Source organism: Vibrio sp. E150_018, from assembly GCF_053544035.1.
In genome coordinates this window covers 58,179-83,090 of sequence record NZ_JBHGNY010000011.1, presented here as the reverse complement: position 1 = coordinate 83,090, position 24,912 = coordinate 58,179, and the positions used below count along the sequence as shown (strand labels likewise).

Sequence of the window (24,912 nt, the reverse complement as noted above, 5' to 3'; positions counted from 1 at the left end):
TTTAAAGAGATGCATGAATTTCATGCATGGCTGAAGCAAAAAAGCCATGAGCAAAAATAATGCGGTGGTAATCTATTGTTTCATCTGCCGGCAGGTAAATAGGCTCATCATCTCCACGAATCAACTTGGTGTTATAAGAAGGGTAAAAAGTCTGATTAAAGATAGAAATAATCGCTTCTGGAGTATGACGATGTTTATTCTGATGGTTATTAGCGCTCATTGGAAATTATGACAACATAAAATAAAACACACCATCTATTGTCCTTACTTTTTCCTATAAGGTAAAGCCTCGCTACCTAACTTAACGACTCAAATGTTACGCAGCTATCTATAGGCGATAACAAAATTGTAAAACCATTATTTTTTCTAATCAATTAGCCCCAAAAATCACGATAATTCTCATTCGTCAGTCTGTCATAGAGCGCATACAATCACGGCCTTACTTCAAACCTAACAACAATGAGAATGCCATGTTATTAAGCATTATTTTTATTATTGGTATTACAGCAGAAGCCATGACAGGCGCATTAAGTGCAGGTCGTAAAAACATGGATTGGTTTGGCGTGATGTTAGTGGCAAGTGCCACGGCAATCGGCGGTGGTACCGTACGTGACATTTTATTAGGTCACTACCCTTTAACTTGGGTTAAGCATCCAGAATATTTGCTGATCACTTGCTTGGCAGGGATCTTAACCACCTGGTTGGCTAAATGGGTGGTCAAGTTTAAAGGCGTGTTCATCCGTTTAGATGCACTAGGGCTTGCTGCATTTAGCATTATTGGTTGCCAGGTCGGCCTTAATATGGGGCTGCATTTTGGTATTTGCATCGTGGCCGCCATTGTTACTGGTATCTTTGGTGGACTACTACGTGATTTAATTTGTCGACAAGTACCATTGGTATTACACCAAGAGTTATATGCTTCTGTTTCTCTGATTGTTGCTGGGTTGTATTTATTACTACAACATTATGCTGTGGATGAAAACCTAGCGATTATTGTGAGCCTCGTTTCAGGCTATTTACTACGAATGGCTTCGGTTCGCTTCAATTGGCGCCTACCTGTATTCCAACTCGAGGTTGAAGGTTCGGTTCACTAATCAGAACCTCTCACCCATAAAATATTTTGAATAAACAAAAAGCCAGCAGGTATGAATTTCCCCCTACTGGCTTTGATTTTCGATTGAAAGAAATTAGGTTATCAACTATGGCGCTACATAATCAGGGTTAGGTTGAGTGTCATCAATGTCACACGCAAGGCCTAGACCGATTAATCCCAATATCGTCACTTTAGTTAAGCAATCCGCATTAATTTCATTTTCACTCACCAATGATTGGTAAGTACCCGTGATCACCGCAGAGCCAATCACATCTGCATTCGCAAGACTAATTACATTCGCATCAATATCGATTAGCTCATTATTGCTTGAACTAAAGGTCACTTCATTCGGATCCAATACTTGCTGTGAACCATCGGAAAAATACGCGGTTGATTGTATTCTAAATAGCTCATCACCTTGGGTTAGAGTCAAGCGAATCAACCCTAGAATATTTAATGAATTATCAACGGCTTGAAGACGCAGTCTATCAGCCCGTGCAGCACCTACGGTCACGTTAACATTTGGTGATGCCACATTAACTGCAGCTACCGGATCGGAATAAGTGGCTGTTAATATTGCCGATCCCTGCTCTACCCCCTCTGCTTCATCATTGGAATTAACCCTCACAATATTAGGATCATCCGAAGCCCAAGACACTTGGCTGGTGACATCTTGAGTACTGCTGTCAGATAACGTTGCCGTTGCTATAAGTGGTTCTGTGTCCCCTTTAGCAAGACTTAATGGATTCGGTGTTACTGCCAATGAAGCAACAGTTGCACTGGTAATAACAACATTAAGGTTATCACTTTGTCCTCCGAAACTTGCCGTAACATCAGTTCCTGCGGTAACACCTTCGCCTTTGGCTAAGCCTGATGAACTGACCGACACCAAGGCAGAATCCGCGGTACTCCAACTGACCTCACTCGTTACATCACGTGAGCTAGCATCGCTGAACTCCGCTGTTGCCGTTAATTGCTGCTGAGTCCCTTTTGCTAAAGATAGCGGATCGGGAGTAATTGTTAATGTGCTCACCGTCGCATCAGTCACCGTGACCGGAATAGGATCAGAGTCGCTACTATTGAATGTCGCAGTAACATTCGCACTGCCAACACCAACCGCTTGTATTGAATTATCAGCATTAATGGATGTCACTGCAGGGGCATCGCTTGTAATTGTTGCTAGAGAGGTAACATTTTGGCTAGAACCGTTCGAATAATTCGCTGTAACCGTGATAGCCGCTTTACCACCTTTGGCGATAGTAAGTGAGTCAGGCTCAACGACTAAAGATAAAATAGTCGCATCAGTTACCGTTAAGTTAGACGTCGAGGTTTGGGCACCATATTCGGCAGTAATAACCGTGCTTCCTGTCATAGCAGCAGAAGCTAAACCTAAAGCATCAATAGAGGCAACATTAGGAGCAGAGCTTGACCAAGTTACGCTGCTCGTGACATTTTGTGTCGTCCCATCCGAAAAGTTTGCGGTTGCCGTAAATTGTTGAGTCAACCCATTGGCTAAGCTCACCGTAGCAGGAGAAATACTAATATTCGATACAGTTGCGTTGGTAACATTCACATTAGCAGTGCTTGTTGTTGCGTTATAATCGCCTGTAATGACAGCACTTCCCACTCCAGTCCCAGTGACCAAACCCGTCGAATCGACGTCGGCAATACCAGTTGCTGGGTTAGTTGTCCAAGTAGTTTGCTCAGAAACATCCACACTAGAACCATCACTAAATACAGCGGTAGCGGTTAATTTATCACTGGTACCATTAGCTAAATTTAAACTAGCAGGACTAATATTCAATGATGAAAGTGTGGCATTTGTTACCTCTAGATCTGCACTGCCAGAAAACCCTTCCCACTCTGCACTGATTTGAACGTCAGCTGGTGCAATCGTGATCACTTCACCTAAGTTGACTGTAGCAGCCGATTCATTTGAACTAGACCAAGTCGCTTGTTGCGAAACATTTTTGTTACTCCCATCAGAATACAACCCTTGAGCAACAAAATTAATCACCACTCCACTAGCTACGCTAGTCACTTGTGGCAATACCTGCAACCCTATGGGCGTAGGCGGAGAAATGGTGACCGTCACAATTGTTTCTTGGCCTTGATAAACGGCGGTCACTTTAGCAGTACCTTCTTTTATACCTTTCATCACGCCATCTTTATTAACGGTAACAATCGACTGATCACTTGAAAACCAACTGACCTCAGAAGCATCAATGTCAATAACTTCACCATCAGATTGAGTCGCCTTAACGCTTAGTTGCAACTCTTCACCAGCTGCAACACTTGGGTTTTCAGGCATAATCATTAGGCTCACGATACTGCCATCATCGCTATCGCCCACCGGCTCACCATCACCCCCCTGAGATGGTAAACCACTACTTTCATTACCACATGCAGCTAAAACTAAAAGGAAAAAAAGAGAAAATAAGGCGCTCATGTATTTTTTTAAATTTATCATTTTTCAGCTCCTTGAACAGAAGACTCACTACTTTGTGTATTTTTATTCACCACATCTTGTTTTTCAAAAGACGGCGAAAATAGCACTACACGTCGGTTTGTCGCACGATTCTCAGCCGACGTGTTGGGTACAAGAGGCCTTGTCTCGCCATAAGCGCTCACTGTAATTCGATCAGCGGAAATACCTTTATTGGTAAAATAATCTTTTAATGCATCACCACGTCGTTGTGATAATTTTTGATTATAAGCATCAGAACCTACGCTATCAGTATGGCTTTCAATAGTTAACAAAGCTTCAGGGTTATCATTCAAACGATTTTCCATTGGAGTAAGTAAAGAATACATATCAGGATTAAGTGTTGAAGAATCAAAACCAAACAGCACAGTAGAATTATTTTCTCCTAGATTCAGCGTCATACTGTTTTCTGTCACGGTGACATACTTGGTTTCGGTTACCGTCTGAACGATGGTTTCAGGTTCCGACGCGCCAAAACGATACCCTAACCCAAGAAATACTTGATTAATATCCGCGCCACCCGTTGAATCGGCTCCAACACCATACACATACTGGTAACCCAGCTCTAAATAACTACTTTTTGACATATTGTATTGGTAGGCCAATGAAGCAAAAGGCGAAATCCCTTTATTATCATTATCAACTTTACTTCCAAGTTCATCCCCTTCAACATCGATATACCAAGGCATTGCCCCTATTTGAGCAACGATATTTTGGTTTTCCGTTAGTGAAAAAATACGCCCTGCTGATACTCCAATAGCAAATACATTGCCTTTATATTTCGCGCCTACACTCGGATTGGATAATGCAGGATAGATGGCTTCATATTGGCCTAAATATTCAAAACCAATTTGATAAAAATAAGGTTGATAAATATTGTGTCGGAAATAAATCCCACCACCTAACGACTGATCATCACAATCTAAGTTGTCACTTTCACAACTAGAATGAGCAAAGTTATAATCTAACTTCACGCCAACAGACTTATTAGATTCTGCTGACACAGTGTAAAAAGGCAATCCTAACAACACCGAAACTCCACTTATATAAGCTAACTTTCTAAGCATATATTCACCACTCCGTGTGTATATTTACATGAATAATAAAAATCTGATAACTAGATTATCAACCACAAATAAAAAATCCCCAAAAATAAAAATAGATAGATATAAAAAACAAAGATAAAAAGTAAAAAATCTAACAATAAAAATATAGAAAACAGATAAAATGTAAATAAACATACATTTCAATCTAAGGTTTTAGAAAATTACCCTATCTAACAAATCTCACCAACATAAGCCCTTAACCGGTTAATATTATTTATCTTTATTGTTCCATAACCAAAGGACAGCAAGTCCAATTCAGTGTATTTATTTAGATAAGGAATGATGGACTGACGAGTTTGACCAATTAAGGCTGCAAGATGAGCTTTTGTTAGTCTAAGTTCGATGCACTCCGGAGAAGATTTGTATGAAGAAAACATCTCTATTTGATTTAAAATCTGCTTTCCTATTTTTGATAATGTGTTGTTATCAATATGACTTAATGCAAAACGACTAATTGCAAAAACCCTATCGGACAAACACATCATGACATTATTCATGATGACTCCATCTGTAGCCATTGCGTCAAACAATACTGACTTTGGAATAAAGATAACACTTGAATTTTCTGTTGTCTTTGCTGATACCAAACTATTATTTGTCGAAAAACCACTTTCACCAAACCATTCAAGTGGTTTTATTTTTGCTATTGGAATAGCTTGATCTTGATGGGTTCGATAAGTAACTTCTAATTCACCATCAACTAAAATACCAATATCGCGATTTTTATTACCTTGCCTAACAACTTCTGTATCTTTTTCAAAATGTTCTAAATTCGTATTATTGCTTAATAACAATATATTCTCACTTTTCGCACCAACAAAAAGACAGCATTGCGAAAGAACTGAATGTTTCACATAATCCATTATCATATAAGCCCCTTATCGTTCTAAGTATAGAGCTTGCTCATACATAAGTTATAGCTTCAAATTTGAAATATTCACTAATTTTAAACTAGTTACATTGTGTTCATTATTAAATGAGACATCACTAACATTTATCGAGCAATAAACACCTTAATACATACTATTTAAAAGGTTTAAACCATCATAATTAAATATAAAGAAGGAAGTAATCGGCTTCTATCCAAGCCCTAATAACGCCACCTTGTGTAACGATTAAAGCAGAAAAAGAAGAAGCAATATAAAGTGACTCACTAACATCTTGACTCATACCATCGTCCAGTATCGCGGCAAGAGTGGCTTTAATAAAGGTAATCATAGGGAATCGATCAGTTTTCTTTTTCATACAAAAACGCCCCGAAAAATATACATTTCGAGGCGCTAGGGATTAGTTTAGAAAATTAGCCCGATTAAATAATCGGAGTCTCTGTGGCCACTCCGTGATTTTGACCACGATGTCTTAAAAGATGATCCATCAACACAATCGCTAGCATAGCTTCAGCAATAGGGACGGCACGAATACCAACACATGGGTCGTGACGACCTTTAGTAATCAATGAAGTCGATTCACCTTGACGATTAATGGTTTCACCCGGTACGGTAATGCTTGAGGTTGGCTTCAATGCAATGTTCGCAACGATATCTTGCCCAGAAGAAATACCACCTAATATGCCACCAGCATGGTTCGATTTAAAACCTTGTGGCGTCATTTCATCACGGTGTTGACTGCCTTTTTGGTTGGCAACTGCAAAGCCATCGCCAATCTCAACGCCTTTAACCGCATTAATACCCATTAAAGCATGTGCAATATCGGCATCTAAACGGTCAAAAATCGGCTCGCCTAGGCCTACTGGTACATTGGTTGCGACGACAGAAAGTTTCGCCCCAATAGAATCACCCTGCTTTTTCAAGTCACGGATTAATTCATCAAGCGCATCAACTTTATCAACATCTGGGCAGAAGAATGGGTTATTTTCAATTTCATCCCAATCGACTTTATCGATCGTCACATCACCCATTTGTAATAAATAAGCACGAACTTCAATACCAAACTCTTGCTTTAAATATTTTTTAGCAATACCGCCTGCCGCAACACGCATCGCCGTTTCACGAGCAGAAGAACGACCGCCGCCACGATAATCACGTACGCCATATTTTTGATGGTAGGTATAGTCAGCGTGACCGGGACGAAATTTATCCATAATTTCAGAATAATCTTTAGAACGCTGATCGGTGTTTTTAATCATCAAGCCGATAGAAGTTCCGGTGGTTTGTCCTTCAAACACGCCTGAAAGGATTTCCACTTCATCAGGTTCGCGACGAGCAGTGGTATAACGTGAAGTGCCTGGGCGACGACGATCGAGATCTTTTTGTAAATCTTCTTCTGAAATTTGTAATCCCGGAGGACAACCGTCAACAATACAACCTAAGGCTTTACCGTGGCTTTCACCAAATGTAGTCACTCGAAAGTGCTGACCAATACTATTCCCTGCCATGAATTCCTCTTAATCAATCTTTTGCATTTATTTGCTATATCTTTAGATAGTGTCGTCAAGCCTTAAACTTGTAAACCCTATTTTTAAAAATAATCGTCACATTCTCCAGAAATCACCCAATAAAAATGCCAACCCCAGAAAAAAAGGTTGGCATTACAACGTTCATTTATCGCTAATCAAGCCTACTTTTTATAAATCGAAAACTCACTAGCATGTTCAACTAGCTGCTCACGAGTTAATAGAAATACTCCATGACCGCCATTTTCAAACTCTAACCAAGTAAACGGAACTTGTGGATATTGCTCAATCACATGCACCATTGAATTACCCACTTCACAAATTAAAATACCATTGTCGGTTAGGTAGTCTGGGGCATCGGCTAAAATACGGCGCATCAGTTTCAAACCATCGCTACCTGCTGCTAAGCCTAATTCAGGCTCATGCTTAAATTCTTCCGGTAGGCTGTCCATATCTTCTTGGTCAACATACGGCGGATTGGTCACGATGATGTTGTATTTGTCTTGCGGAATATCATTAAAGAGATCCGAACGCAGTGGGTACACTTGCTGCTCTAAGCCATGGTCGTGAATATTTTGCTCGGCCACTTCTAACGCATCAAGTGAAATATCAACCGCATCCACTTCCGCATCTTCAAAAGCATAAGCACAAGCAATCGCAATACAACCACTACCTGTACACAGATCCATAATGCGCGTTGGCTCTTCTGTTAACCAAGGTTGGAACTGCTGCTGAATAAGCTCACCGATTGGCGAACGTGGCACAAGTACGCGCTCATCCACATAAAACTCAAGACCACAAAACCATGCTTTGTTGGTTAAGTATGCGGTTGGTGTGCGTTCATTAATACGCTGAATAACACGCTCAACAATACGCATACGCTCGCTGGTAATTAAACGAGAGTTCAGGACATGCGGCGGAACATCAATTGGCAAATATAACGTTGGAAGAATTAATTGCACAGCCTCATCCCAAGAGTTATCTGTGCCATGACCATAAAACAGTCCTGCCGCATTGAATCGGCTCACTGTCCAACGAATCATGTCTTGAAGGGTATGTAGTTCTGATACCGCTTCATCTATAAAAATTTTATCCAAGAGTGCCTCCGCATGGATTTTAACCAAGTTGCTTGATTGCGATTCTAAATATTTTAGACGTTCACATCTTAGCTAAGTTACAATAGCGCCCTTATTGTAAAGGATCTGTCATGAGCGAAAAAGACACCAACATTGATGACGATTTTGCGCTATTTCAACAAGAAATGAAGGGCGTAAAAAAGTTGTCACAGGATACCATAATCCAACAACCGAAAAATAACTTACAACAAAAAGAAATTCGCCGAACATTCCGTGAAGCAAAAGATAATGAGTTTTATTTTTCTGACGAGTTCGTACCGCTATTAAATGAAGATGGCCCCACTCGTTACGCTCGTGATGATGTGTCAAAATATGAGTTGAAACGCTTACGCCGTGGTGTGTATATGCCTGATGTGTTTTTAGATTTACACGGCATGACGCAAATGGAAGCCAAACGTGAGCTTGGTGCGATGATCGCCCACTGTGTGAAAGAAGGAATTGACTGTGCCAGTGTAATGCATGGTATTGGCAAGCACATCTTAAAACAAAAAGTCCCACTATGGTTGGCGCAACATCCTGATGTAATGGCTTATCATCAAGCACCATTAGAGTTTGGCGGCAATGGGGCGTTATTAGTATTACTCAGTATTCCGGAGAAATAACAAAGGAGACGCGTTGGACTCCTTGATTAAAGTTGTAAATTCACTACAACAACTATTCATTCACTACAACTATGGCTGAGCTTGCCATAATAACTTCCCTTTACGTGTATCGACATCAAAATCAATACAAGCCATACCCGAAGTAGGGAACATTGGGGGTGGAATATCAGTGACAAAATCTGCAGTTAAATACCCGACTAGAGGTAAGTGAGAAACCAACAAGATATTTTGCAAGAATTGCGTTTCCGCTAAAGCACACACATACTCTACAACGGATTCAGAATCCCCATACGGCGTAATATCCGCACAATCTTCTACCTTTTCAACTTTCAATAAAGGTTCAATGGTTTGCCATGTTTGTTGAGCGCGTAAATATGGGCTAACTAACACCAGATCAAATTCATCATGACCCTGCTCCTTGCAATACTGCGCCATTTGATAAGAGCCATCTCGCCCCATTGAACTCAATGGACGCTCAGCATCCGATGCCGCAAAAGTTTCCGCATCACCGTGGCGCATAATAAAAATTTGCATACTCAATCCTACATAACAGCTTAAATATTGATCGAACTAGGTAGACTTTAGTATAACAACTCCAAAGTAGATGTTATCTAAAATCGTAATGTTAAGACGAAAAAATTGTAGAAATGGTCACTTGACCACAATAATCGAGACTATTATTTGATTTCATCTTAATAACTCGCATAAATCGTTTGCAGCCAAACGGCTAGGCGTCATACTTGATATTAGAATTAAGAGCTTAATAGCGTTATTAAATTTTCTATACTCAAAATCATCTATCAAAGTTGCAGTTTCACGCACTAAGTCTTCTAGCGGCTCATCGTTATTAGTGCTCTAAACGGCTCATCTCAAGGAGTGTATCGTGCACATCAGTCCAAACGATCAAAAACAATATCGTCATATTACACTCAACAACCAATTGCGCGTCTTGCTCGTCCATGATGAGCATTCGCAAAAATCCGCAACTGCTCTCGCCGTTAATGTTGGCCACTTCGATGATCCTTACCATCGTGAAGGTTTAGCCCATTATTTAGAACACATGCTGTTTCTAGGGACAGAAAAGTACCCCGCCATTGGTGAGTTTCAATCCTTTATCAATCAAAACGGTGGCAAAAATAACGCATGGACAGGCACTGAACACACTTGTTTCTTTTTTGATGTGGTTCCCGAAGCCTACCCAGAAGCACTCGATCGCTTCAGTCAGTTTTTTATCGCCCCTCTTTTCAATCAAGAAGCCTTAGAAAAAGAACGTCAAGCCGTCGAATCCGAGTTTCGCTTAAAACTTAAAGACGACATGAGACGCTTATACCAAGTGCATAAAGAAGTGGTAAACCCTGAACATCCATTCGCTAAGTTTTCGGTCGGTAATGTCGAAACACTGAGTGATTTATTTGATGAGAACGGTGAACCAACGACCTCCATTCGTGATGAAATTATCGACTTTTACCGCCAGCAATACTCGGCAGACCTAATGACCGTCACTTTAGTTGGCCCTCATTCTCTCGATCAATTAGAAGAAGCGGCTCACAACTACTTTGCTCCTATCATTAACAACCAACGCGCAGGCAAAAACATAAATATCCCACTGGTTCGTGAGCAGGATGCGGCTAAGTTTGTTTGTGTCGAGCCAGAAAAAGACTCTCGTAAATTAATGATGACGTTTAACTTTCCAAGTATGGACAAGTTCTACCAATCTAAGCCTTTATCGTACTTTGCCCATCTACTTGGAGATGAAAGCGAAGGTAGCCTACTTCAACACCTTAAAACTACAGAACTGATTACCTCGCTAACTGCCGGTGGTGGTATTAGTGGCAGTAATTTTCGAGAGTTTTCGATCAGTTGTAGCCTCACCAAACAAGGGTTAACTGAAATTGAATATATTATTCAACGTCTCTTTGAATTTATTGAGTTAATTCGCCAACAAGGACTTGCTGAATGGCGCTATAGTGAAAAACAAGCGGTACTAGAATCGGCCTTCCGTTTCCAAGAAGCATCGCGCCCTATTGATATTGCCAGTCACCTGGTCATCAATTTACAAAACTACCAACCTGATGATGTGATCTATGGCGACTACATGATGAGCCATTACGATGAAGATCATCTACGCCAACTATTACGTCATTTTACCCCGTACAATATGCGCGTTATGTTGATCGCAAAGGGTTTGCAATACGACCGCCAAGCGAAATGGTACAACACGCCTTATTCGATTCGCTCGATTGCTCAACATGAGCTTAATGCTTGGACACAACCTGAGATCACCGGTGAGCTTAAACTTCCTGAGCCCAATCCCTACATTTGTTATGAGCTTGACCCTGCACCACTAGAAAGTGAATCAGCCCTACCAGAGCTTATTGAAGATAAACCAGGCTTTCGTTTATGGCATCTACAAGAGCCAGAATTTCGCGTACCAAAAGGGCTAGCTTTTATCGCCATTGATAGTCCACATGCGGTTTCAACAGCACGAACCATAGTCAAAACTCGCTTGTGTGTTGAGATGTTCCTCGACTCGCTGGCGAAAGAAACCTACCAAGCTGAAATTGCGGGTATGGGTTACAATCTCTATGCCCACCAAGGCGGCGTGACATTGATGCTGTCTGGCTTTACACAAAAGCAAGATCAATTACTGGATGTGATTATTGAGCGCTTTGCCTCACGCGAATTTAGCCAATCACGTTTTGATTCGATTAAACGACAAATGCTGCGTAACTGGAAAAATACCGCGAAAGATCGCCCTGTTTCTCAGCTATTTAATGCGATGACCGGCATTTTGCAACCAAACAATCCACCCTATCCAGTACTGATTGAAGCATTGGAATCAATTGAAGTCGATGAACTGCCTTCTTTTGTCAGTGCGATGTTGGCTGAGTTGCATATTGAAATGTTTGTCTATGGCGATTGGACAAGGCAAGCGGCAACAAATTTGGCCACCAGCTTGAAGTCAGCCTTGCATATGAAAGATCAACAATACGAGGAGTCTCTGCGACCATTAGTGATGTTAGGTGATAGCGGAACCTTCCAACGAGAAATTCATTGTGATCAAGCAGATTCAGCTTTGGTGGTGTATTACCAATCACCAGAAATCTCGCCTGAAAATGTTGCGCTTTATACGCTCGCCAACCATTTAATGTCTGCCGGATTCTTCCATGAAATTCGCACTAAGCAACAGCTCGGTTATATGGTGGGCACAGGTAATATGCCACTCAATCGTCATCCCGGTTTGGCTCTGTATGTACAGTCACCCAATGCTGCACCGAGTGAGTTAGTCACCTCAGTCGATGAATTCTTAAATGCTTTTTATATGGTGTTATTAGAGTTAAACGAACAACAATGGCAAAACAGTAAACAAGGTTTACTCAATCAAATCATGTCGCCAGACAGTAATCTACGTGCACGAGGCCAACGTTTATGGGTAGCGATAGGTAACAAAGATTATGAATTTAATAACCGAGAAACGGTAGTTGAAGAAATCTTGAAATTAGACCGAAGTGAAATGATCCGCTTTGTCGTCAATACTTTAAAACCAAGAACCGCCAACCGCTTAATCATGCATTCAAAAGGCACCGAACATGCTGATGCACCCGATTTAGAGGCGGGCTTAGAAATTGGTTCTATCGATGAGTTTCAATTGCGACCAAAAGATGTCGATCTAGGTTAAGCCACGAGCCACGAGCCACGAGCCACGAGCCACGAGCCACGAAATAGTAAAAAAGCTTTGCACTCAACATGCAAAGCTTTTTGTTTATTATCACCGTTCAAATATAGGCTTATGGGTAGAACTTATCTCCAGTTCCAGCGCGAGTTAACAATCCATCACACGGAGCAAAACGACTGCCGTATTTCTCAGCATACTCGTTCATGATATCGACTAATTTCACTGCACCGATTTGATCAATATAACGGAACGGGCCACCTAAGAATGGTGGGAAACCAATACCAAAAATGGCACCAATATCCCCATCTCTCGGGCTAGCAATAATGCCATCATCTAATGCTCGAACCGCTTCATTGATCATTAGAAGCACACAGCGCATCGCGACCACTTCTTCATTAAGAATCGACTCAGGCGTCAGGTTGAGTAAGCGATAAACCGATTTATCGACTTCTTTCTTCTTACCTTTATAAGTGTAGAAACCTTTGCCGCTCTTACGCCCTTTACGGCCATCTTTTAGCAAGGTATCAAACACATCTGGCGCTTTAAAACGCTCGCCTAGTTCTTCAACGAGAATTGGCGTGATTTTAGCCCCAATATCAACGCCAACTTCATCTAGCAGCGCAGTTGGCCCAACCGGGAAACCAAAGTTGAGTAATGACTCGTCAATATGTTCAATCGGCTCACCAGACAGAAGAATTTTTGCCGCTTCATTCATATAAGGTGCCAAAATACGGTTCACATAGAAACCCGCTTTATCTTTAACCACTATCGGCGTTTTACCTTGCTTACGAGCAAATTTCACTGTGGTGGCAATCACTTCCTCAGAGGTACCTTGATGGGGGATCACTTCTACTAATGGCATTTTATCTACTGGACTAAAGTAATGCAGACCAATCACATTCTCAGGTTTTACCGCACCCTGAGCAATGTTACTAATGGGTAATGATGAGGTATTGGTAGCAAAGATAACACCTTTTTTAGCCTGTGCTTCAATATCACGCACCATGCTTTGTTTTAGTGATAAATCTTCAAACACCGCCTCAATAACCATATCTTTTTGGCTAAAACCGGTAAAGTCCGTACCACCAGAAATTGACTGCATCTTCTTTTGTAGCTGGGTTTTGCTAATGACGCGACGTTTAAGCAACTTGGTTAACAGATTATAGCTGTAGTTCATAGCATGTAATACGCTATCATTCGATACATCTTTAAAGCGTACTGGCACATTTGCTTTAGTAGCCGAAACATAACCAATGCCTGCGCCCATCAAGCCACCGCCAAGAACGCCAACACCTTGAATATTTTTAGGTTGTGCAGAACTACCAAAGTCTTTTTTCATTTCAGTAGTAGCAAAGAAAATCGAACGTAAAGCACGAGATTCAGAAGTCATGACCAACTGACCAAACTCTTGAGCTTCTTTAGCGAGTCCTTCTTTAATGCCTTTCTCAAGACCATATTGAATCACTTGTAAAATAGCCTTAATCGCCGGGTAGTTGCCACGGCTCTTTTGATTGGCTTTTTTCGCGGCTTGTTCAAAAATCACTTTACGACCAAACCCCGTATTGGCCATTAATGATTCTTTGATATCTTTCTTAGCTTTACGCTTTGATTTACTAATAAACTGTTGAGCAGCTTGCAACAAGATAGATTGCGGTACACAAGCGTCCACTAAGCCTAATTTTAATGCTTTCTTCGCACGCAGTTGCTTGCCAGTTAAAATCATATCTAGGCTATCAAGCAAACCCACAAGACGAGGTAAACGTTGAGTACCGCCCGATCCCGGTAACAAACCTAATTGAACTTCAGGTAAACCTAAACGCGTTGCATCACTATCACTACAAACACGGTAGTCACAAGCAAGTGCTAACTCTAAACCGCCCCCTAAACAAGGACCATGAATCGCCGCCACAACGGTAAAAGGTAGTGATGAAAGACGATTAAACATCTCTTGGCCTTGAGTGGCTAAGCTTTCTGCTTCTTGCGCAGATTGACAAGCATCCAACATGCGAACATCGGCACCAGCAATAAAGTTATCCGGTTTTAAGGAGTGAATAATCATGCCCTTAATATCTGATTTCTTTTGCTCTAATTGATCAAAAATCGCCTGCATTTGTTCAGCAAATTCTGCCTGCAACGTATTCATTTTTTCATTCGGTACATCCACCGAAAGCCAAGCGACTTGGTTATCATCCACGGTTAAGGTAAACGCATTATTGGTCGAAGCATGCTCTGCTGAAAGTTGATTATCCATTGTCATTATTCCGCTCCTTCCATTTGTGCTTCATCTTTATCTACTTCTAATTTATCAACTTCTAGAATGACAGCTGCCCCTAATCCGCCGGCCGCACATGCGGTAGTTAATGCAAGCCCTCCGCCACGACGTTTTAACTCACGTAAGGTTTGAGTCATTAAGCGAGCGCCAGTCGCAGCAAATGGGTGACCATAAGCTAATGAACCGCCTAGCACATTAAACTTCTCCATATCAATCACGCCGATTGCTTTATCTCGACCAAGCTTTTCTTTGGCGAAGGTTTCTGAAGCAAACATTTTCACATTGGCAAGGGTTTGAGCTGCGAAGGCTTCATGCATCTCGATCAAGTCAAGATCATCGAGCTCGATCCCCGCTCTATCAAGCGCAATTGGGGTGGCATAAGATGGCCCCATTAACATGTCTTCTTCTACTTGAATCGCTGAGAAAGCATAAGACCGAATATAACCAAGCACTTCTAAGCCGAGTTCTTTCGCTTTACTTTCGCTCATCATCAATACTGCCGCAGCACCATCGGTTAACGGTGTACTGGTTGCGGCGGTCACACTACCAAAATTACGGTCAAAGGCTGGGCGAAGTTTGGCATATTGCTCAACCTGTGAATTTTTCCGAATATTGTTATCCTGATGAATCCACTCTTTATAAGGTTCAGGATAAGCCGTCATTACTTCATCTTGAATGAAACCATCTTCCCACGCTTGCGTAGCTAGAGTATGAGAACGGTGCGCTAACGCGTCTTGATCTTCTCGGGCAATTTGGTAAGACTTAGCCATTTGCTCGGCCGTTTGTCCCATGGATAATCCAGTCGAATACTCGGCAACGGCAGGTGGAACTGGCATGAGATCTTTGAAAGATAATTTACGTAAAATCGATAATTTCTGAGGTAGTGTTTTGGCTTTGCTGATTTCTAATAATCCTTGAGCAAGTGATTTAGACACACCAATCGGAAGAACGGAAGACGAATCTGCTCCACCAGCAATCCCAATTTCAATATTGCCTGCCATAATACTTTCCGCGACATTAATTGCAGATTGAAAACTAGTCGCACAAGCACGCGTAACACTGTAAGCATCCGTTGAGACGTTCATGCCAGTGCCAAGCACAATTTCTCGAGCGATATTTGGCGCAGCCGGCATTTGAACGACTTGACCAAATACCACTTGATCGACCAGTTTAGGGTCAATTTGAGTACGAGCAAGTAATTCACTCACCACCATTTTACCAAGATCTACCGCGGGGACTTCTTTGAAAGCAGTGCCTTGACGAGCAAATGGGGTTCGAAGACCGGAAACAATAGCGATTCGGTCACCATTGCGAGTTTTTACTTCCTGATGAGTCATATTCTTTCCTTTTTAATGTCCATGTCTTTACGAAATGAATTGCTTAACCGTAAAGAAAAATCATGTGGTCAGACCTCTTATTGTATACAAAGCTTTTTAAACATCCAACTAAAGAGACCAGTTTACTAAAGTACAAATAAAAACTTGTGACATAAACAATCAAATGCAGAATTAACAGTAAAACAACATCACTTGACCACAAGCACTACAAATAGTTAGCAATTTTCATCTTTCCCTCTTCCTTTCTACAGTAAAAACAAACACACTAATTATATTAGAGGCAATTTTAAGGATTTAGATGGCCATTTCTAAAATATTTGGAAAGAAAACCGACCATAGCACGGTCAATAAAGATATGAATAAACAAAAACGTTATGAGTCCCTAGTGAGGGCATACCATCGCGATTTATATCGTTATGCATATTGGTTATGTAAAGATCAACATATTGCCGAAGATTTGGTGCAAGAAACTTGTCTTCGTGCTTGGAAAGCCATCGACAGCCTAAAAGATGAGAAAGCGGCAAAGCCATGGTTAATCACTATTTTACGGCGTGAAAATGCCCGACGATTTGAACGTAAACAATTCAATTTGGTTGATATTGATGAACCAGGTAATAGTGGTAAAACCGATGATAGTGAGCATCATCAGCAAAAATGGTTACAAAAGCAGATCATGAATTTAGATGTTGAATATCGAGAGCCATTATTCTTGCAAGTGATTGGAGGATTCACCGGTGATGAAATTAGCCAAATCCTTGACCTCAATAAGAACACCGTGATGACTCGTTTATTCCGTGCTCGTAATCAAATCAAAGAGCAACTTGATGCAACTTCACCATTTCAGGGGGCCAACCATGGATGATTTAGAATTTAGACGTCGTTTACTCTCTGATCCGAATGATAAGAGTGATGATATTTTGGCTGAACTTGGTACTAATCCGCAAAATAAAAAATATGCCGAAAGCCTACAAGAACTGGATAAGAAAATTGAGCAAGCATTCAAAGTCGAAGTGCCTGACGATTTGGCAGATAAAATTATTTTCCAAAATGCACCAATCCAACCTACATTGCATTTAACCAGAAAGGTTTGGGCTTTAGCGGCTTCAATTATCTTTACTTTCGGTTTATTAATTGGCCAGGTCAATTGGGGTAACTTGTTAGTGAAACCCGCTTATGCCCAACTCGATAAAATGGCAATCAACCATATTCTGAATGAAGAACCATTTATTGCCAAGATGAATGAAGGAAGCACTAAACAAGAAATACAATCAAAGCTCAATATGTATTCTTACCAACTTAATGGTGATTTCCCATATCATATCTATTATTTGAACCATTGTGGTTTTAGCCAAGATCATCATGCTCTACATATGGTGTTTCAAGGAAAAAAAGGCCGTGTTACTGCCTTTGTTTCCAACATTGAAGCTAAGAAAACCAGTCAGTTTACGCAAGATCATATGCAAGGTGAGATCATACCGCTTACCAAAGGCAGCTTAATACTAGTTGGTGAAAAAGGTGAGGATATTGCTGCTTTATCGCAAAAGATCGCGCCAATGTTTCACTTTGACCAATAAAATTCAATAAAAAGTCACCATCAATAATATAGTAACTACTGTCTCATAAAGCAGATGAGTAGTTACTATTATTGAACAATAATTCGTCAACTAAAGACTCAATCATTAGTTTTGCTTACCTATTAAGCATCAACATGGATCTTCATTAAGAGATTACAAGTATTCATGCCGTAACCTATACTGATGCTATTACCCCTTGTATTCAATATAACAAACCATTCTAGTTCGAATTAAAACTCAAAAAATGAAATCTTACTGCAAATATGTATTAAGGCTTTTTTGTTTAGTTGCTCATTTGAATTCGTCTCAAGATAGTTAGTAATCTTGCCCTAGATATTCTTCCAAAAGATCGTCGTCTAAAGCAGTTTCTGGCTGTTTGGTAATTTCAGCTTTAAAATCTTGATGTTGTATATAGATACTTTTACTTAACTGATAAGAATCCGGTGAATTACGTAACAGCTCTTCTTGGCTTATCAATTCATAGCGCGACTCTAGCCCCTGAAATGCCCACTTACCAGCTTTTTGCCAGAAGGTTAGCCAGTTTAACGGGATGTACAATCCATCGATGGTATCGGCAGCGTCACGTACGGTAACAGGCCCGTAAGCTGGCAGCATCAAGTAGGTTCCATTGCCAACTCCATAATGCCCTATTACATCACCAAACTCTCGACTCGTGCTGGATATATTAGCCATTGATGCCACATCAATTAAACCAAGTAAGCCAATCGTGCTGTTAATCCAAAAACGACTAAAATTCTCCACCGCTTGGTCACCATTGCCCATCAGCAAGTTATTCACTGCATTGGCTGGCTCATCAAGATTATTTAGAAAGTTATTCAGCCCTGTATGTATGGGCCACGGCGTCCATTCCATGTAGGCAATAGAAAGCGGTCGAACAACATAAGGGTCGAGTACTTTAAAATTAAAATCCCACATCAAACGATTGAAACCTTCAAAGAAGTCACCATCGTCATGATCTGTAGTCATTTTTTCCGAGGAAGGAGCCGTACTGCTTTGAGTTGTGGAAGCTTGTTCTTCAGGTGTAGAACTACACCCTAACATCAACGTTGATGAGAGTAAGATAAGCGAAAATGAATAATTGGTTTTTATATCACCCAAGCCACTACATCCTATGTCAACTTAAAAATTGATTAATACCAATCACACTAATTAGATAGCCAGAAATTGCGTAGGAAAAAGGCTTGAGAACAAGGCAAAAATTTTAATGCAGTTATCGAGTCTTTTAACAAGCAAGAATGATCAGATAATTAGTATGATTAGTATAACTTATCCCTGAGAAAATTAGAGTTATAGGTGCACGATCGACAAAACTATAACTTCAAATACCAATAAAATAAAAAAGGCAACGTAATTCAATACATTGCCTTTCTATAATTAAAGAAAATATGCAATAACGTTAATTGTATTGTATCTGAATATTAATTATCAATATTTCTTATCAATTGTAATTACCGCGTCATCACCAAGATGAATTGGCAAGCTTTCGCCATGCCAATCACCTTCACGAGTAGCGACATTACCATCACTATCAATACGTGCTTTCACCATGATGTCAGACAAGCTCGATAGCTTACGGCTTTCAATCATGCTGTTGTTATCATCTAAAACCACTGTCACAGGGAATTGAGAGAGCGGGTAACGTGCAGCTGCGATCGGCATTGGCGCACCATTAGCAGTATGAACAGAAACAATCAACACACCAGATTCTGGTAGCTTCACTTCTGGTGATAACGAAACCGTGACTTTAACCGGTGTACCTTGGTAAGTTTTTTGTTCTGGATGATTAATCGCATCTAACTCACGCTGAGCCGTTTTAATACTGCGAGAAAGCATGTCGTAACGAGCATCATCTTTACCAATCTTAACTTGAAGCTGTTCCCAGTAATCGACAGCTTTGGCGTAATCACCACTTTCATAAGCACTAAATGCCAACAAAGAGTAGACGCGCAAATCGACGTCAGGCTGTTTCATCAATTGCGCTAAAATCGAATCAGCTTTTTGTAAATCTGCTTGATCCGATGAGAACATTAATGCTTGAGCTAGGCTTAATTGCACATCTTGATTATTCGGCATCAGGTCATCGGCTTTAGTCAACGCACCAATCGCGGTTTCAATATCACGATTCGCTAAACCAATACGACCAAGTAATACCCACCCCGTTGCATCGTTTGCATTATATTGCAGACGAGAACGTAGTGCTAAAGTTAAATCTGTCATATCTTGTTCAGTTAATTCAACACCTTGAGGATTCATCAACTTTTGCGATAAAACAGGTAAGTTATTTTCAACTTGCTTCCAATGAACAACCTTACTATGCGCACCATATAAGGCATACCCTCCATAAGAAGCTACCGCCATAAAGATCACTAACGGTACTGCCATCCACTTAACCGCGGCAGAATCTTTCTTTTGTTGCTCGGCAACCGGAATATCATCCAATAAAGACTGTTTTAAATCTAAAACGAGATCATCTTTATTACCGACGATACCTGCCTGATCTTCAGACTCTAATTCGGCTAAACGGTCACGGAAAAACGCTTTGTTTAAATCATCACGTTGTGCCGCTTCATCCACCTCTTTTGGCTTTAGTAGTGGATATAAAACAAACACACAAGAGATGGCGAGTAAGATTATTGTACCAATCCAAAATGCTATCATGAATCACTGCCCTTCTTGTCGTTTGAATCAGATTCTTCTAAAAGCTCTTTTAAACGTTGCTCTTGTTCTTTATCCAATGATGTTGAATTTTTCACTTGAGCAGCGGCTGATTTTCGGCGGCTACGTATCACAATAAAGCCGAACCCAAAGATCACTATGCCTAACGGTGCAAGCCACAAGACTGCTGTTGATGGTGTTAATGGTGGATTGTAGGTTACGAAATTACCGTAGCGAGCCACCATGTAATCAACGATTTCTTGCTTCGACTTACCGTCTTTGGTCATTTGATACACTTTCAAACGTAAGTCTTTTGCCAATTCAGCATTGGAATCTGAAATTGAGTTATTTTGACACTTCGGACAACGCAGCGTATGGCTCAACTCTTGAAATTGCGCTTCTTGCTCTGGTGTATCAAAGTCGAACACTTCAATCGCAGACATCGCGGGCACTGCAAATAACATGCATAGCAGCATTAATAGTGAAGATTTTTTCATCATTGGGCACGCTCCATAGGAATTCGCGGCAATGCTGTTTTTTGACCTTCTAGCTTGTTATACAAAGGCAATAAAGTTTCGTTCCAGTTTTCAACATTCACATCCCCCACATGGCGGTACTGAATATGACCATTGGCATCAATCAAGAACGTTTCTGGTGCGCCGTAGACCCCAAGATCTAAGCCAAACATGCCACTACCATCAAATAGCACGACCTGATATGGGTTACCGAGATCTCTTAACCATTTCTTAGCTTTCTCACGGTCATCTTTGTAATTCAAACCAACGATTTTTACGCCTTGCTCTGAAAGCTTATTCAAGAACTGATGTTCCGCATAACACGTTGGGCACCAAGTTGCCCACACATTAAGTAATAAAGGCTGGCCTTGAAATAAACGTTGATCATAAGTTTTATTTTCTTGAAATAAATCTTCTAGCTTAAATTCAGGTACTGGCTTACCTACCAATACTGATTCTAGTTTAGTGGGATCATCACCATCAGCATTACGAGTAAGTTGCGTAGCAAATACCACAACCAAGATGGCAAATAACGCTAAAGGTGCAAACAAGATTTTACGGTTCATGATTACGCCTCCTTCTCAGCTGATTTCGTTGATTTTTCGGTTTTTTTACGAAAGCGATAACGTTTATCACTGATCGCTAATGCACCACCAATCGACATTAAAATCGCACCAAACCAAATCCAGCGAATAAACGGTTTATAGTAGATACGAACCGCCCATGCATCGGTACCTTCTAAACGCTCCCCCATTGCAACATACAAGTCACGAGTGAAACCGCGGTCAATTGCCGCTTCGGTCATCATAGAACGGGCCGTATGGTAGAAACGTTTTTCAGCATGCAGTTCGTTTACATAGTTACCATCTTCACTAATGATGAAATCAGCAATAAAGCCTTCATAGTTCGGGCCGTCATGGTCACGTACACCAGCAAAGTCAAACTGATAACCATGAATATCAAACTTATCACCCGGTGCTAAACGAACATCACGTTCAATGCTGTAGTTTTGCACCATCGCAATACCAATGATGGTTACCGCCAAGCCAATATGACCTAACATCATCGCCCAATGGCTACGCTGTAATTTGGTTAGACCTTTAAAGAAAGTATGACGGTGTGTCGCACGTTGATATAACTCAAAGCCATGCATCGTAAAAATCCAAATCGCCATGAACCAACCTAGTGTTGCAAGCGGCATAAATTGTTTAGACGAAATTAAAGCAATCACCGTTGCGCCAACGACTGAAACCACCAGTGACACTAGCATCGGTACTTTCACTTCCGCCAAGTTATCACGCTTCCAACGAACCATTGGGCCAATACCGAGAATCAAGGTAAATGGCACGATTAACCAAGTGAACAAGGTATTAAAGAATGGTGCACCAATCGATACAGACCCCATACCAATTTGCTTATGAACAAGCGGTAATAAAGTACCAATCAGAACCACGACCAATGCCGCTATTAACAAAATATTATTAGATAACAAGGCGTTCTCACGTGAGATAAGTGAGTAGTTACCACGTACACGAACTGACGCTCCTTTGAGAGCAAACAGTAGCAGCGAACCACCAATCACTAGTGCAAGGAAAGCCAGAATAAACATGCCGCGAGCTGGATCCGATGCGAATGAATGCACCGATACCAAAATCCCCGAACGAACTAAGAAGGTACCCAGTAAACTTAATGAGAATGCGCTGATCGCTAGCAATACTGTCCAAGCTTTAAAGGTGCCGCGTTTTTCGGTTACAGCCAATGAGTGCATCAGTGCGGTACCCGCTAGCCAAGGCATGAAAGATGCGTTTTCAACGGGATCCCAGAACCACCAGCCGCCCCAGCCTAATTCATAATATGCCCACCATGAACCTAGAGCGATACCAACAGTCAAAAATACCCATGCTGCCGTTGTCCAAGGACGAGACCAACGAGCCCAAGCCGTATCTAGACGACCTGTCATTAATGATGCAATAGCAAATGAGAACGCGACTGAAAAACCTACATAACCCATATACAGCATTGGTGGGTGAATAATTAAGCCCGGATCTTGTAGTAGAGGGTTTAAGTCACGGCCATCAATTGGGAAGTAAGGCAAGGTGCGTAAAAATGGATTTGAGGTCAGAATGATAAATAGCAAGAAGCCAATCGAAATCATCCCCATTACCGCTAATACGCGAGATACCGACTCTTGTGGCATTCCGCGACTAAAGGTTGCCACCGCAACAGTCCAAATAGCTTGAATAAGTACCCAAAGAAGCAGAGAGCCTTCGTGCGCGCCCCATACAGCAGTTAAGCGATAGTACCAAGGCAGCAAACTGTTCGAGTTACTCGCCACATACTGCAAGGTAAAGTCGTTACTATAAAACGCCCAAAGTAGCGTCCCGAATGAAAACGCTAGCGTTAGAAACATTCCCCAAGACAGAGGACGCGCCATGCCCATTAAAGTGCGGTTATTAACACTCGCACCATACATAGGCAATGCACTTAGTAAAATAGAAAACCCTAATGCAAGAATTAAGGCAAAATGTCCAAGTTCAGCAATCATTGCACTTATTCCTGATTTTTCATGGTGTGGGTTTCGTAGTCATAATCAGCATTATGGCCTTTCTTCATTGCATCTTCGATTTCTGAAGGCATGTAGTTTTCATCATGCTTAGCTAACACTTCAAATGCTTCAATGGTTGTTGCATCAACCAATGTTCCTTGAGCAACGATGCCCTGACCTTCACGGAATAAATCAGGCAAGATACCTTCGTAAGTTACCGTCACCGTAGGGCCAAGGTCTTTAAGATCAAAACTCACTTTTAAAGAATCAGGGTCACGTTTAACTGAACCTTCAACCACCATACCACCGATACGCAAACGCTCACCAATGTGTGGCATGGTACCATCGGGCTTACCGTTGACCAGCTCTGTCGGTGTATAAAATAAGTTCATATTCTGATTAAGCGCATACATGGTTAAACCAACCGTTCCTGCTACACCGATTAGAATAGCCAAAATGATTGCGAGTCTTTTTTTGCGTCTAGGTGTCATAATGTGTTTTCCATCTTTTTTGCCGCTTGACGACGTTCTTCACGGTCAATTTTTTGTTGGATTTCTTTCAATAAAGCTTTGCCATCTGAAGCACTTTTCCAGCACACAATAAACATACTAAAAAATGTGATCCCAAAAGAAGCCCAAACATAAGCGGCATACCCCCCCATATTTAAGAAATCACTCAATGAGTCAAAATACATTTATTTCACCTCCGTTAATTTTGAGCCTTTGGCTGCATTTTGTTTTACTAATTGCAAAACCCAAGGACGGTGACTTTCACGGCGAATAATTTCAGTACGGAAACGAATCATAGTGACCGCACCAAAGAAGAAGGCAAAACCAAAAATATTACACAATAACGGCCATAGCATGCCTGGAGCAATCGAAGGCTTACCAATTTTAGTAATGGTGGCACCTTGATGTAGGGTATTCCACCACTCTACTGAATAGTGAATGATAGGAATATTGACGACACCCACAACCGCCAAAATACCGGCGGCCTTTGCTGCTGTCTTTTGATCATCAAAGGCGTGATAAAGCGCAATCACACCTAGATAGAGAAATAATAGAATCAATTCAGAGGTTAAGCGAGCATCCCATACCCACCAAGCACCCCACATCGGTTTCCCCCAGACTGCACCGGTAATGAGAGCAATAAAGGTATAAACCGCGCCAATTGGAGCCATTGCAGAAGCGGCCATATTCGACAACTTAAGCTGCCAAACTAAGCCAATAAATGCCGCGATAGCCATTGACATATAAATTCCCATCGACCAAATAGCAGCAGGTACATGGATATAAATAATACGAAAGCTATCACCTTGTTGGTAATCAGCAGGCGCAAACGCAAGCCCCCAAATCGTACCCACCAGCAATAGTCCAAATGCCAAGACAGAAAACCAAGGCAGTAAGGTTCCGCACAACTGATAGGTTTTTTCAGCTTTTGCGTATGGATGTAACCATTTCCACATTTTGCTTCTCACTTTGT

Annotated in this window: 22 protein-coding genes and 1 pseudogene; 5 read left to right on the top strand and 18 right to left on the bottom strand. The window is 41.2% G+C overall.

Features of this window, described 5'->3' with window-relative positions; all coding sequences use genetic code 11:
- Positions 1–16: 16 nt before the first annotated feature.
- Positions 17–220, bottom strand: a pseudogene (locus ACE3G9_RS11785) (elongation factor P hydroxylase); the annotation flags it as partial.
- Positions 221–470: 250 nt separating this feature from the next.
- On the opposite strand from ACE3G9_RS11785, the gene ACE3G9_RS11780 reads away from it, so the two are divergent.
- On the top strand, positions 471–1,094 hold the full coding sequence (locus tag ACE3G9_RS11780) for a trimeric intracellular cation channel family protein (RefSeq protein WP_449219223.1): 624 nt from the start codon (positions 471–473) through the stop codon (positions 1,092–1,094).
- Positions 1,095–1,199: 105 nt separating this feature from the next.
- On the opposite strand, the gene ACE3G9_RS11775 is transcribed toward ACE3G9_RS11780, so the two are convergent.
- The 6 genes from ACE3G9_RS11775 to prmB form a co-directional block, all read right to left on the bottom strand.
- Complete coding sequence (locus ACE3G9_RS11775; RefSeq protein ID WP_449219222.1) at positions 1,200–3,563, bottom strand: Ig-like domain-containing protein; 2,364 nt, start codon at positions 3,561–3,563, stop codon at positions 1,200–1,202.
- Positions 3,560–4,645, bottom strand: coding sequence for an OmpA family protein (locus tag ACE3G9_RS11770; protein ID WP_449219221.1), 1,086 nt, complete (start codon positions 4,643–4,645; stop codon positions 3,560–3,562). Before ACE3G9_RS11770 ends, ACE3G9_RS11775 begins: the two co-directional genes overlap by 4 nt.
- Positions 4,646–4,854: 209 nt before the next feature.
- Positions 4,855–5,553, bottom strand: a complete 699-nt coding sequence (locus tag ACE3G9_RS11765; protein WP_449219220.1) for a Crp/Fnr family transcriptional regulator — start codon at positions 5,551–5,553, stop codon at positions 4,855–4,857.
- A 181-nt stretch (positions 5,554–5,734) separates the two neighbouring features.
- Positions 5,735–5,929, bottom strand: coding sequence for a hypothetical protein (locus tag ACE3G9_RS11760; RefSeq protein WP_449219219.1), 195 nt, complete (start codon positions 5,927–5,929; stop codon positions 5,735–5,737).
- 64 nt (positions 5,930–5,993) lie between these two features.
- Entirely contained in the window at positions 5,994–7,079 is a 1,086-nt protein-coding gene (gene aroC, locus ACE3G9_RS11755) for a chorismate synthase (protein ID WP_449219218.1), read from the bottom strand.
- A gap of 182 nt (positions 7,080–7,261) precedes the next feature.
- Positions 7,262–8,194 (bottom strand): 50S ribosomal protein L3 N(5)-glutamine methyltransferase, encoded by a 933-nt coding sequence (gene prmB / locus ACE3G9_RS11750; protein WP_449219217.1) that lies wholly within the window; start codon positions 8,192–8,194, stop codon positions 7,262–7,264.
- Between the two features lie 110 nt (positions 8,195–8,304).
- Between prmB and smrB the strand changes: the two genes are divergently transcribed.
- On the top strand, positions 8,305–8,835 hold the full coding sequence (gene smrB, locus ACE3G9_RS11745) for an endonuclease SmrB (RefSeq protein WP_449219216.1): 531 nt from the start codon (positions 8,305–8,307) through the stop codon (positions 8,833–8,835).
- Between the two features lie 69 nt (positions 8,836–8,904).
- Here smrB and sixA read toward each other — a convergent pair whose 3' ends face one another.
- Positions 8,905–9,369: a phosphohistidine phosphatase SixA gene (sixA, locus tag ACE3G9_RS11740; protein WP_449219215.1), complete on the bottom strand. Its 465-nt coding sequence runs from the start codon at positions 9,367–9,369 to the stop codon at positions 8,905–8,907.
- Positions 9,370–9,718: 349 nt separating this feature from the next.
- Between sixA and ACE3G9_RS11735 the strand changes: the two genes are divergently transcribed.
- Positions 9,719–12,514 carry an insulinase family protein gene (locus tag ACE3G9_RS11735; protein WP_449219214.1) on the top strand — a complete coding sequence of 932 codons (2,796 nt, stop codon included), beginning with the start codon at positions 9,719–9,721 and terminating at the stop codon, positions 12,512–12,514.
- A gap of 109 nt (positions 12,515–12,623) precedes the next feature.
- On the opposite strand, the gene fadJ is transcribed toward ACE3G9_RS11735, so the two are convergent.
- Positions 12,624–14,768 (bottom strand): fatty acid oxidation complex subunit alpha FadJ, encoded by a 2,145-nt coding sequence (gene fadJ, locus ACE3G9_RS11730; RefSeq protein WP_449219213.1) that lies wholly within the window; start codon positions 14,766–14,768, stop codon positions 12,624–12,626.
- Positions 14,768–16,120 (bottom strand): acetyl-CoA C-acyltransferase FadI, encoded by a 1,353-nt coding sequence (gene fadI, locus ACE3G9_RS11725; RefSeq protein WP_417881069.1) that lies wholly within the window; start codon positions 16,118–16,120, stop codon positions 14,768–14,770. Before fadI ends, fadJ begins: the two co-directional genes overlap by 1 nt.
- A gap of 298 nt (positions 16,121–16,418) precedes the next feature.
- On the opposite strand from fadI, the gene ACE3G9_RS11720 reads away from it, so the two are divergent.
- The gene (locus ACE3G9_RS11720) at positions 16,419–16,982 is read left to right on the top strand and encodes a sigma-70 family RNA polymerase sigma factor (protein ID WP_449219212.1); all 564 of its coding nucleotides are present in this window, start codon (positions 16,419–16,421) and stop codon (positions 16,980–16,982) included.
- The gene (locus tag ACE3G9_RS11715) at positions 16,975–17,694 is read left to right on the top strand and encodes a DUF3379 family protein (RefSeq protein ID WP_417881067.1); all 720 of its coding nucleotides are present in this window, start codon (positions 16,975–16,977) and stop codon (positions 17,692–17,694) included. The genes ACE3G9_RS11720 and ACE3G9_RS11715 overlap by 8 nt, the downstream gene beginning before the upstream one ends.
- 315 nt (positions 17,695–18,009) lie before the next feature.
- On the opposite strand, the gene ACE3G9_RS11710 is transcribed toward ACE3G9_RS11715, so the two are convergent.
- From ACE3G9_RS11710 to ACE3G9_RS11675, 8 genes are all read right to left on the bottom strand, one after another.
- A complete protein-coding gene (locus ACE3G9_RS11710) occupies positions 18,010–18,756 on the bottom strand; it encodes an MlaA family lipoprotein (RefSeq protein ID WP_449219246.1) in 747 nt (248 codons plus the stop codon).
- A 384-nt stretch (positions 18,757–19,140) separates the two neighbouring features.
- Positions 19,141–20,373: a c-type cytochrome biogenesis protein CcmI gene (gene ccmI, locus ACE3G9_RS11705; protein ID WP_449219211.1), complete on the bottom strand. Its 1,233-nt coding sequence runs from the start codon at positions 20,371–20,373 to the stop codon at positions 19,141–19,143.
- Positions 20,370–20,867 carry a cytochrome c-type biogenesis protein gene (locus tag ACE3G9_RS11700; protein ID WP_417881104.1) on the bottom strand — a complete coding sequence of 166 codons (498 nt, stop codon included), beginning with the start codon at positions 20,865–20,867 and terminating at the stop codon, positions 20,370–20,372. The genes ccmI and ACE3G9_RS11700 overlap by 4 nt, the downstream gene beginning before the upstream one ends.
- Positions 20,867–21,451 (bottom strand): DsbE family thiol:disulfide interchange protein, encoded by a 585-nt coding sequence (locus ACE3G9_RS11695; RefSeq protein WP_449219210.1) that lies wholly within the window; start codon positions 21,449–21,451, stop codon positions 20,867–20,869. Before ACE3G9_RS11695 ends, ACE3G9_RS11700 begins: the two co-directional genes overlap by 1 nt.
- Positions 21,452–21,453: 2 nt before the next feature.
- A complete protein-coding gene (locus ACE3G9_RS11690; RefSeq protein ID WP_417881064.1) occupies positions 21,454–23,430 on the bottom strand; it encodes a heme lyase CcmF/NrfE family subunit in 1,977 nt (658 codons plus the stop codon).
- Positions 23,431–23,435: 5 nt separating this feature from the next.
- Positions 23,436–23,921 (bottom strand): cytochrome c maturation protein CcmE, encoded by a 486-nt coding sequence (ccmE, locus tag ACE3G9_RS11685; protein WP_417881063.1) that lies wholly within the window; start codon positions 23,919–23,921, stop codon positions 23,436–23,438.
- A complete protein-coding gene (gene ccmD, locus ACE3G9_RS11680) occupies positions 23,918–24,124 on the bottom strand; it encodes a heme exporter protein CcmD (protein ID WP_449219209.1) in 207 nt (68 codons plus the stop codon). Before ccmD ends, ccmE begins: the two co-directional genes overlap by 4 nt.
- Positions 24,125–24,895 carry a heme ABC transporter permease gene (locus ACE3G9_RS11675; protein ID WP_449219208.1) on the bottom strand — a complete coding sequence of 257 codons (771 nt, stop codon included), beginning with the start codon at positions 24,893–24,895 and terminating at the stop codon, positions 24,125–24,127.
- Between the last annotated feature and the right edge of the window lie 17 nt (positions 24,896–24,912).

Excerpts from the sequence above, each read along its gene's own strand:
- fadJ (WP_449219213.1), bottom strand. The coding sequence starts at position 14,768 with ATGACAATGGATAATCAACTTTCAGCAGAGCATGCTTCGACCAATAAT.
- ACE3G9_RS11710 (WP_449219246.1), bottom strand. The coding sequence starts at position 18,756 with ATGTTAGGGTGTAGTTCTACACCTGAAGAACAAGCTTCCACAACTCAA.
- ACE3G9_RS11765 (WP_449219220.1), bottom strand. The coding sequence starts at position 5,553 with ATGATAATGGATTATGTGAAACATTCAGTTCTTTCGCAATGCTGTCTT.
- ACE3G9_RS11695 (WP_449219210.1), bottom strand. The coding sequence starts at position 21,451 with ATGAACCGTAAAATCTTGTTTGCACCTTTAGCGTTATTTGCCATCTTG.
- smrB (WP_449219216.1), top strand. The coding sequence starts at position 8,305 with ATGAGCGAAAAAGACACCAACATTGATGACGATTTTGCGCTATTTCAA.
- ACE3G9_RS11775 (WP_449219222.1), bottom strand. The coding sequence starts at position 3,563 with ATGATAAATTTAAAAAAATACATGAGCGCCTTATTTTCTCTTTTTTTC.
- ACE3G9_RS11690 (WP_417881064.1), bottom strand. The coding sequence starts at position 23,430 with ATGATTGCTGAACTTGGACATTTTGCCTTAATTCTTGCATTAGGGTTT.
- ACE3G9_RS11675 (WP_449219208.1), bottom strand. The coding sequence starts at position 24,895 with ATGTGGAAATGGTTACATCCATACGCAAAAGCTGAAAAAACCTATCAG.
- ACE3G9_RS11715 (WP_417881067.1), top strand. The coding sequence starts at position 16,975 with ATGGATGATTTAGAATTTAGACGTCGTTTACTCTCTGATCCGAATGAT.
- ccmI (WP_449219211.1), bottom strand. The coding sequence starts at position 20,373 with ATGATAGCATTTTGGATTGGTACAATAATCTTACTCGCCATCTCTTGT.
- ACE3G9_RS11760 (WP_449219219.1), bottom strand. The coding sequence starts at position 5,929 with ATGAAAAAGAAAACTGATCGATTCCCTATGATTACCTTTATTAAAGCC.
- sixA (WP_449219215.1), bottom strand. The coding sequence starts at position 9,369 with ATGCAAATTTTTATTATGCGCCACGGTGATGCGGAAACTTTTGCGGCA.
- ACE3G9_RS11720 (WP_449219212.1), top strand. The coding sequence starts at position 16,419 with ATGGCCATTTCTAAAATATTTGGAAAGAAAACCGACCATAGCACGGTC.
- aroC (WP_449219218.1), bottom strand. The coding sequence starts at position 7,079 with ATGGCAGGGAATAGTATTGGTCAGCACTTTCGAGTGACTACATTTGGT.
- fadI (WP_417881069.1), bottom strand. The coding sequence starts at position 16,120 with ATGACTCATCAGGAAGTAAAAACTCGCAATGGTGACCGAATCGCTATT.
- ccmD (WP_449219209.1), bottom strand. The coding sequence starts at position 24,124 with ATGTATTTTGACTCATTGAGTGATTTCTTAAATATGGGGGGGTATGCC.
- ACE3G9_RS11770 (WP_449219221.1), bottom strand. The coding sequence starts at position 4,645 with ATGCTTAGAAAGTTAGCTTATATAAGTGGAGTTTCGGTGTTGTTAGGA.
- ACE3G9_RS11780 (WP_449219223.1), top strand. The coding sequence starts at position 471 with ATGTTATTAAGCATTATTTTTATTATTGGTATTACAGCAGAAGCCATG.
- ccmE (WP_417881063.1), bottom strand. The coding sequence starts at position 23,921 with ATGACACCTAGACGCAAAAAAAGACTCGCAATCATTTTGGCTATTCTA.
- ACE3G9_RS11700 (WP_417881104.1), bottom strand. The coding sequence starts at position 20,867 with ATGAAAAAATCTTCACTATTAATGCTGCTATGCATGTTATTTGCAGTG.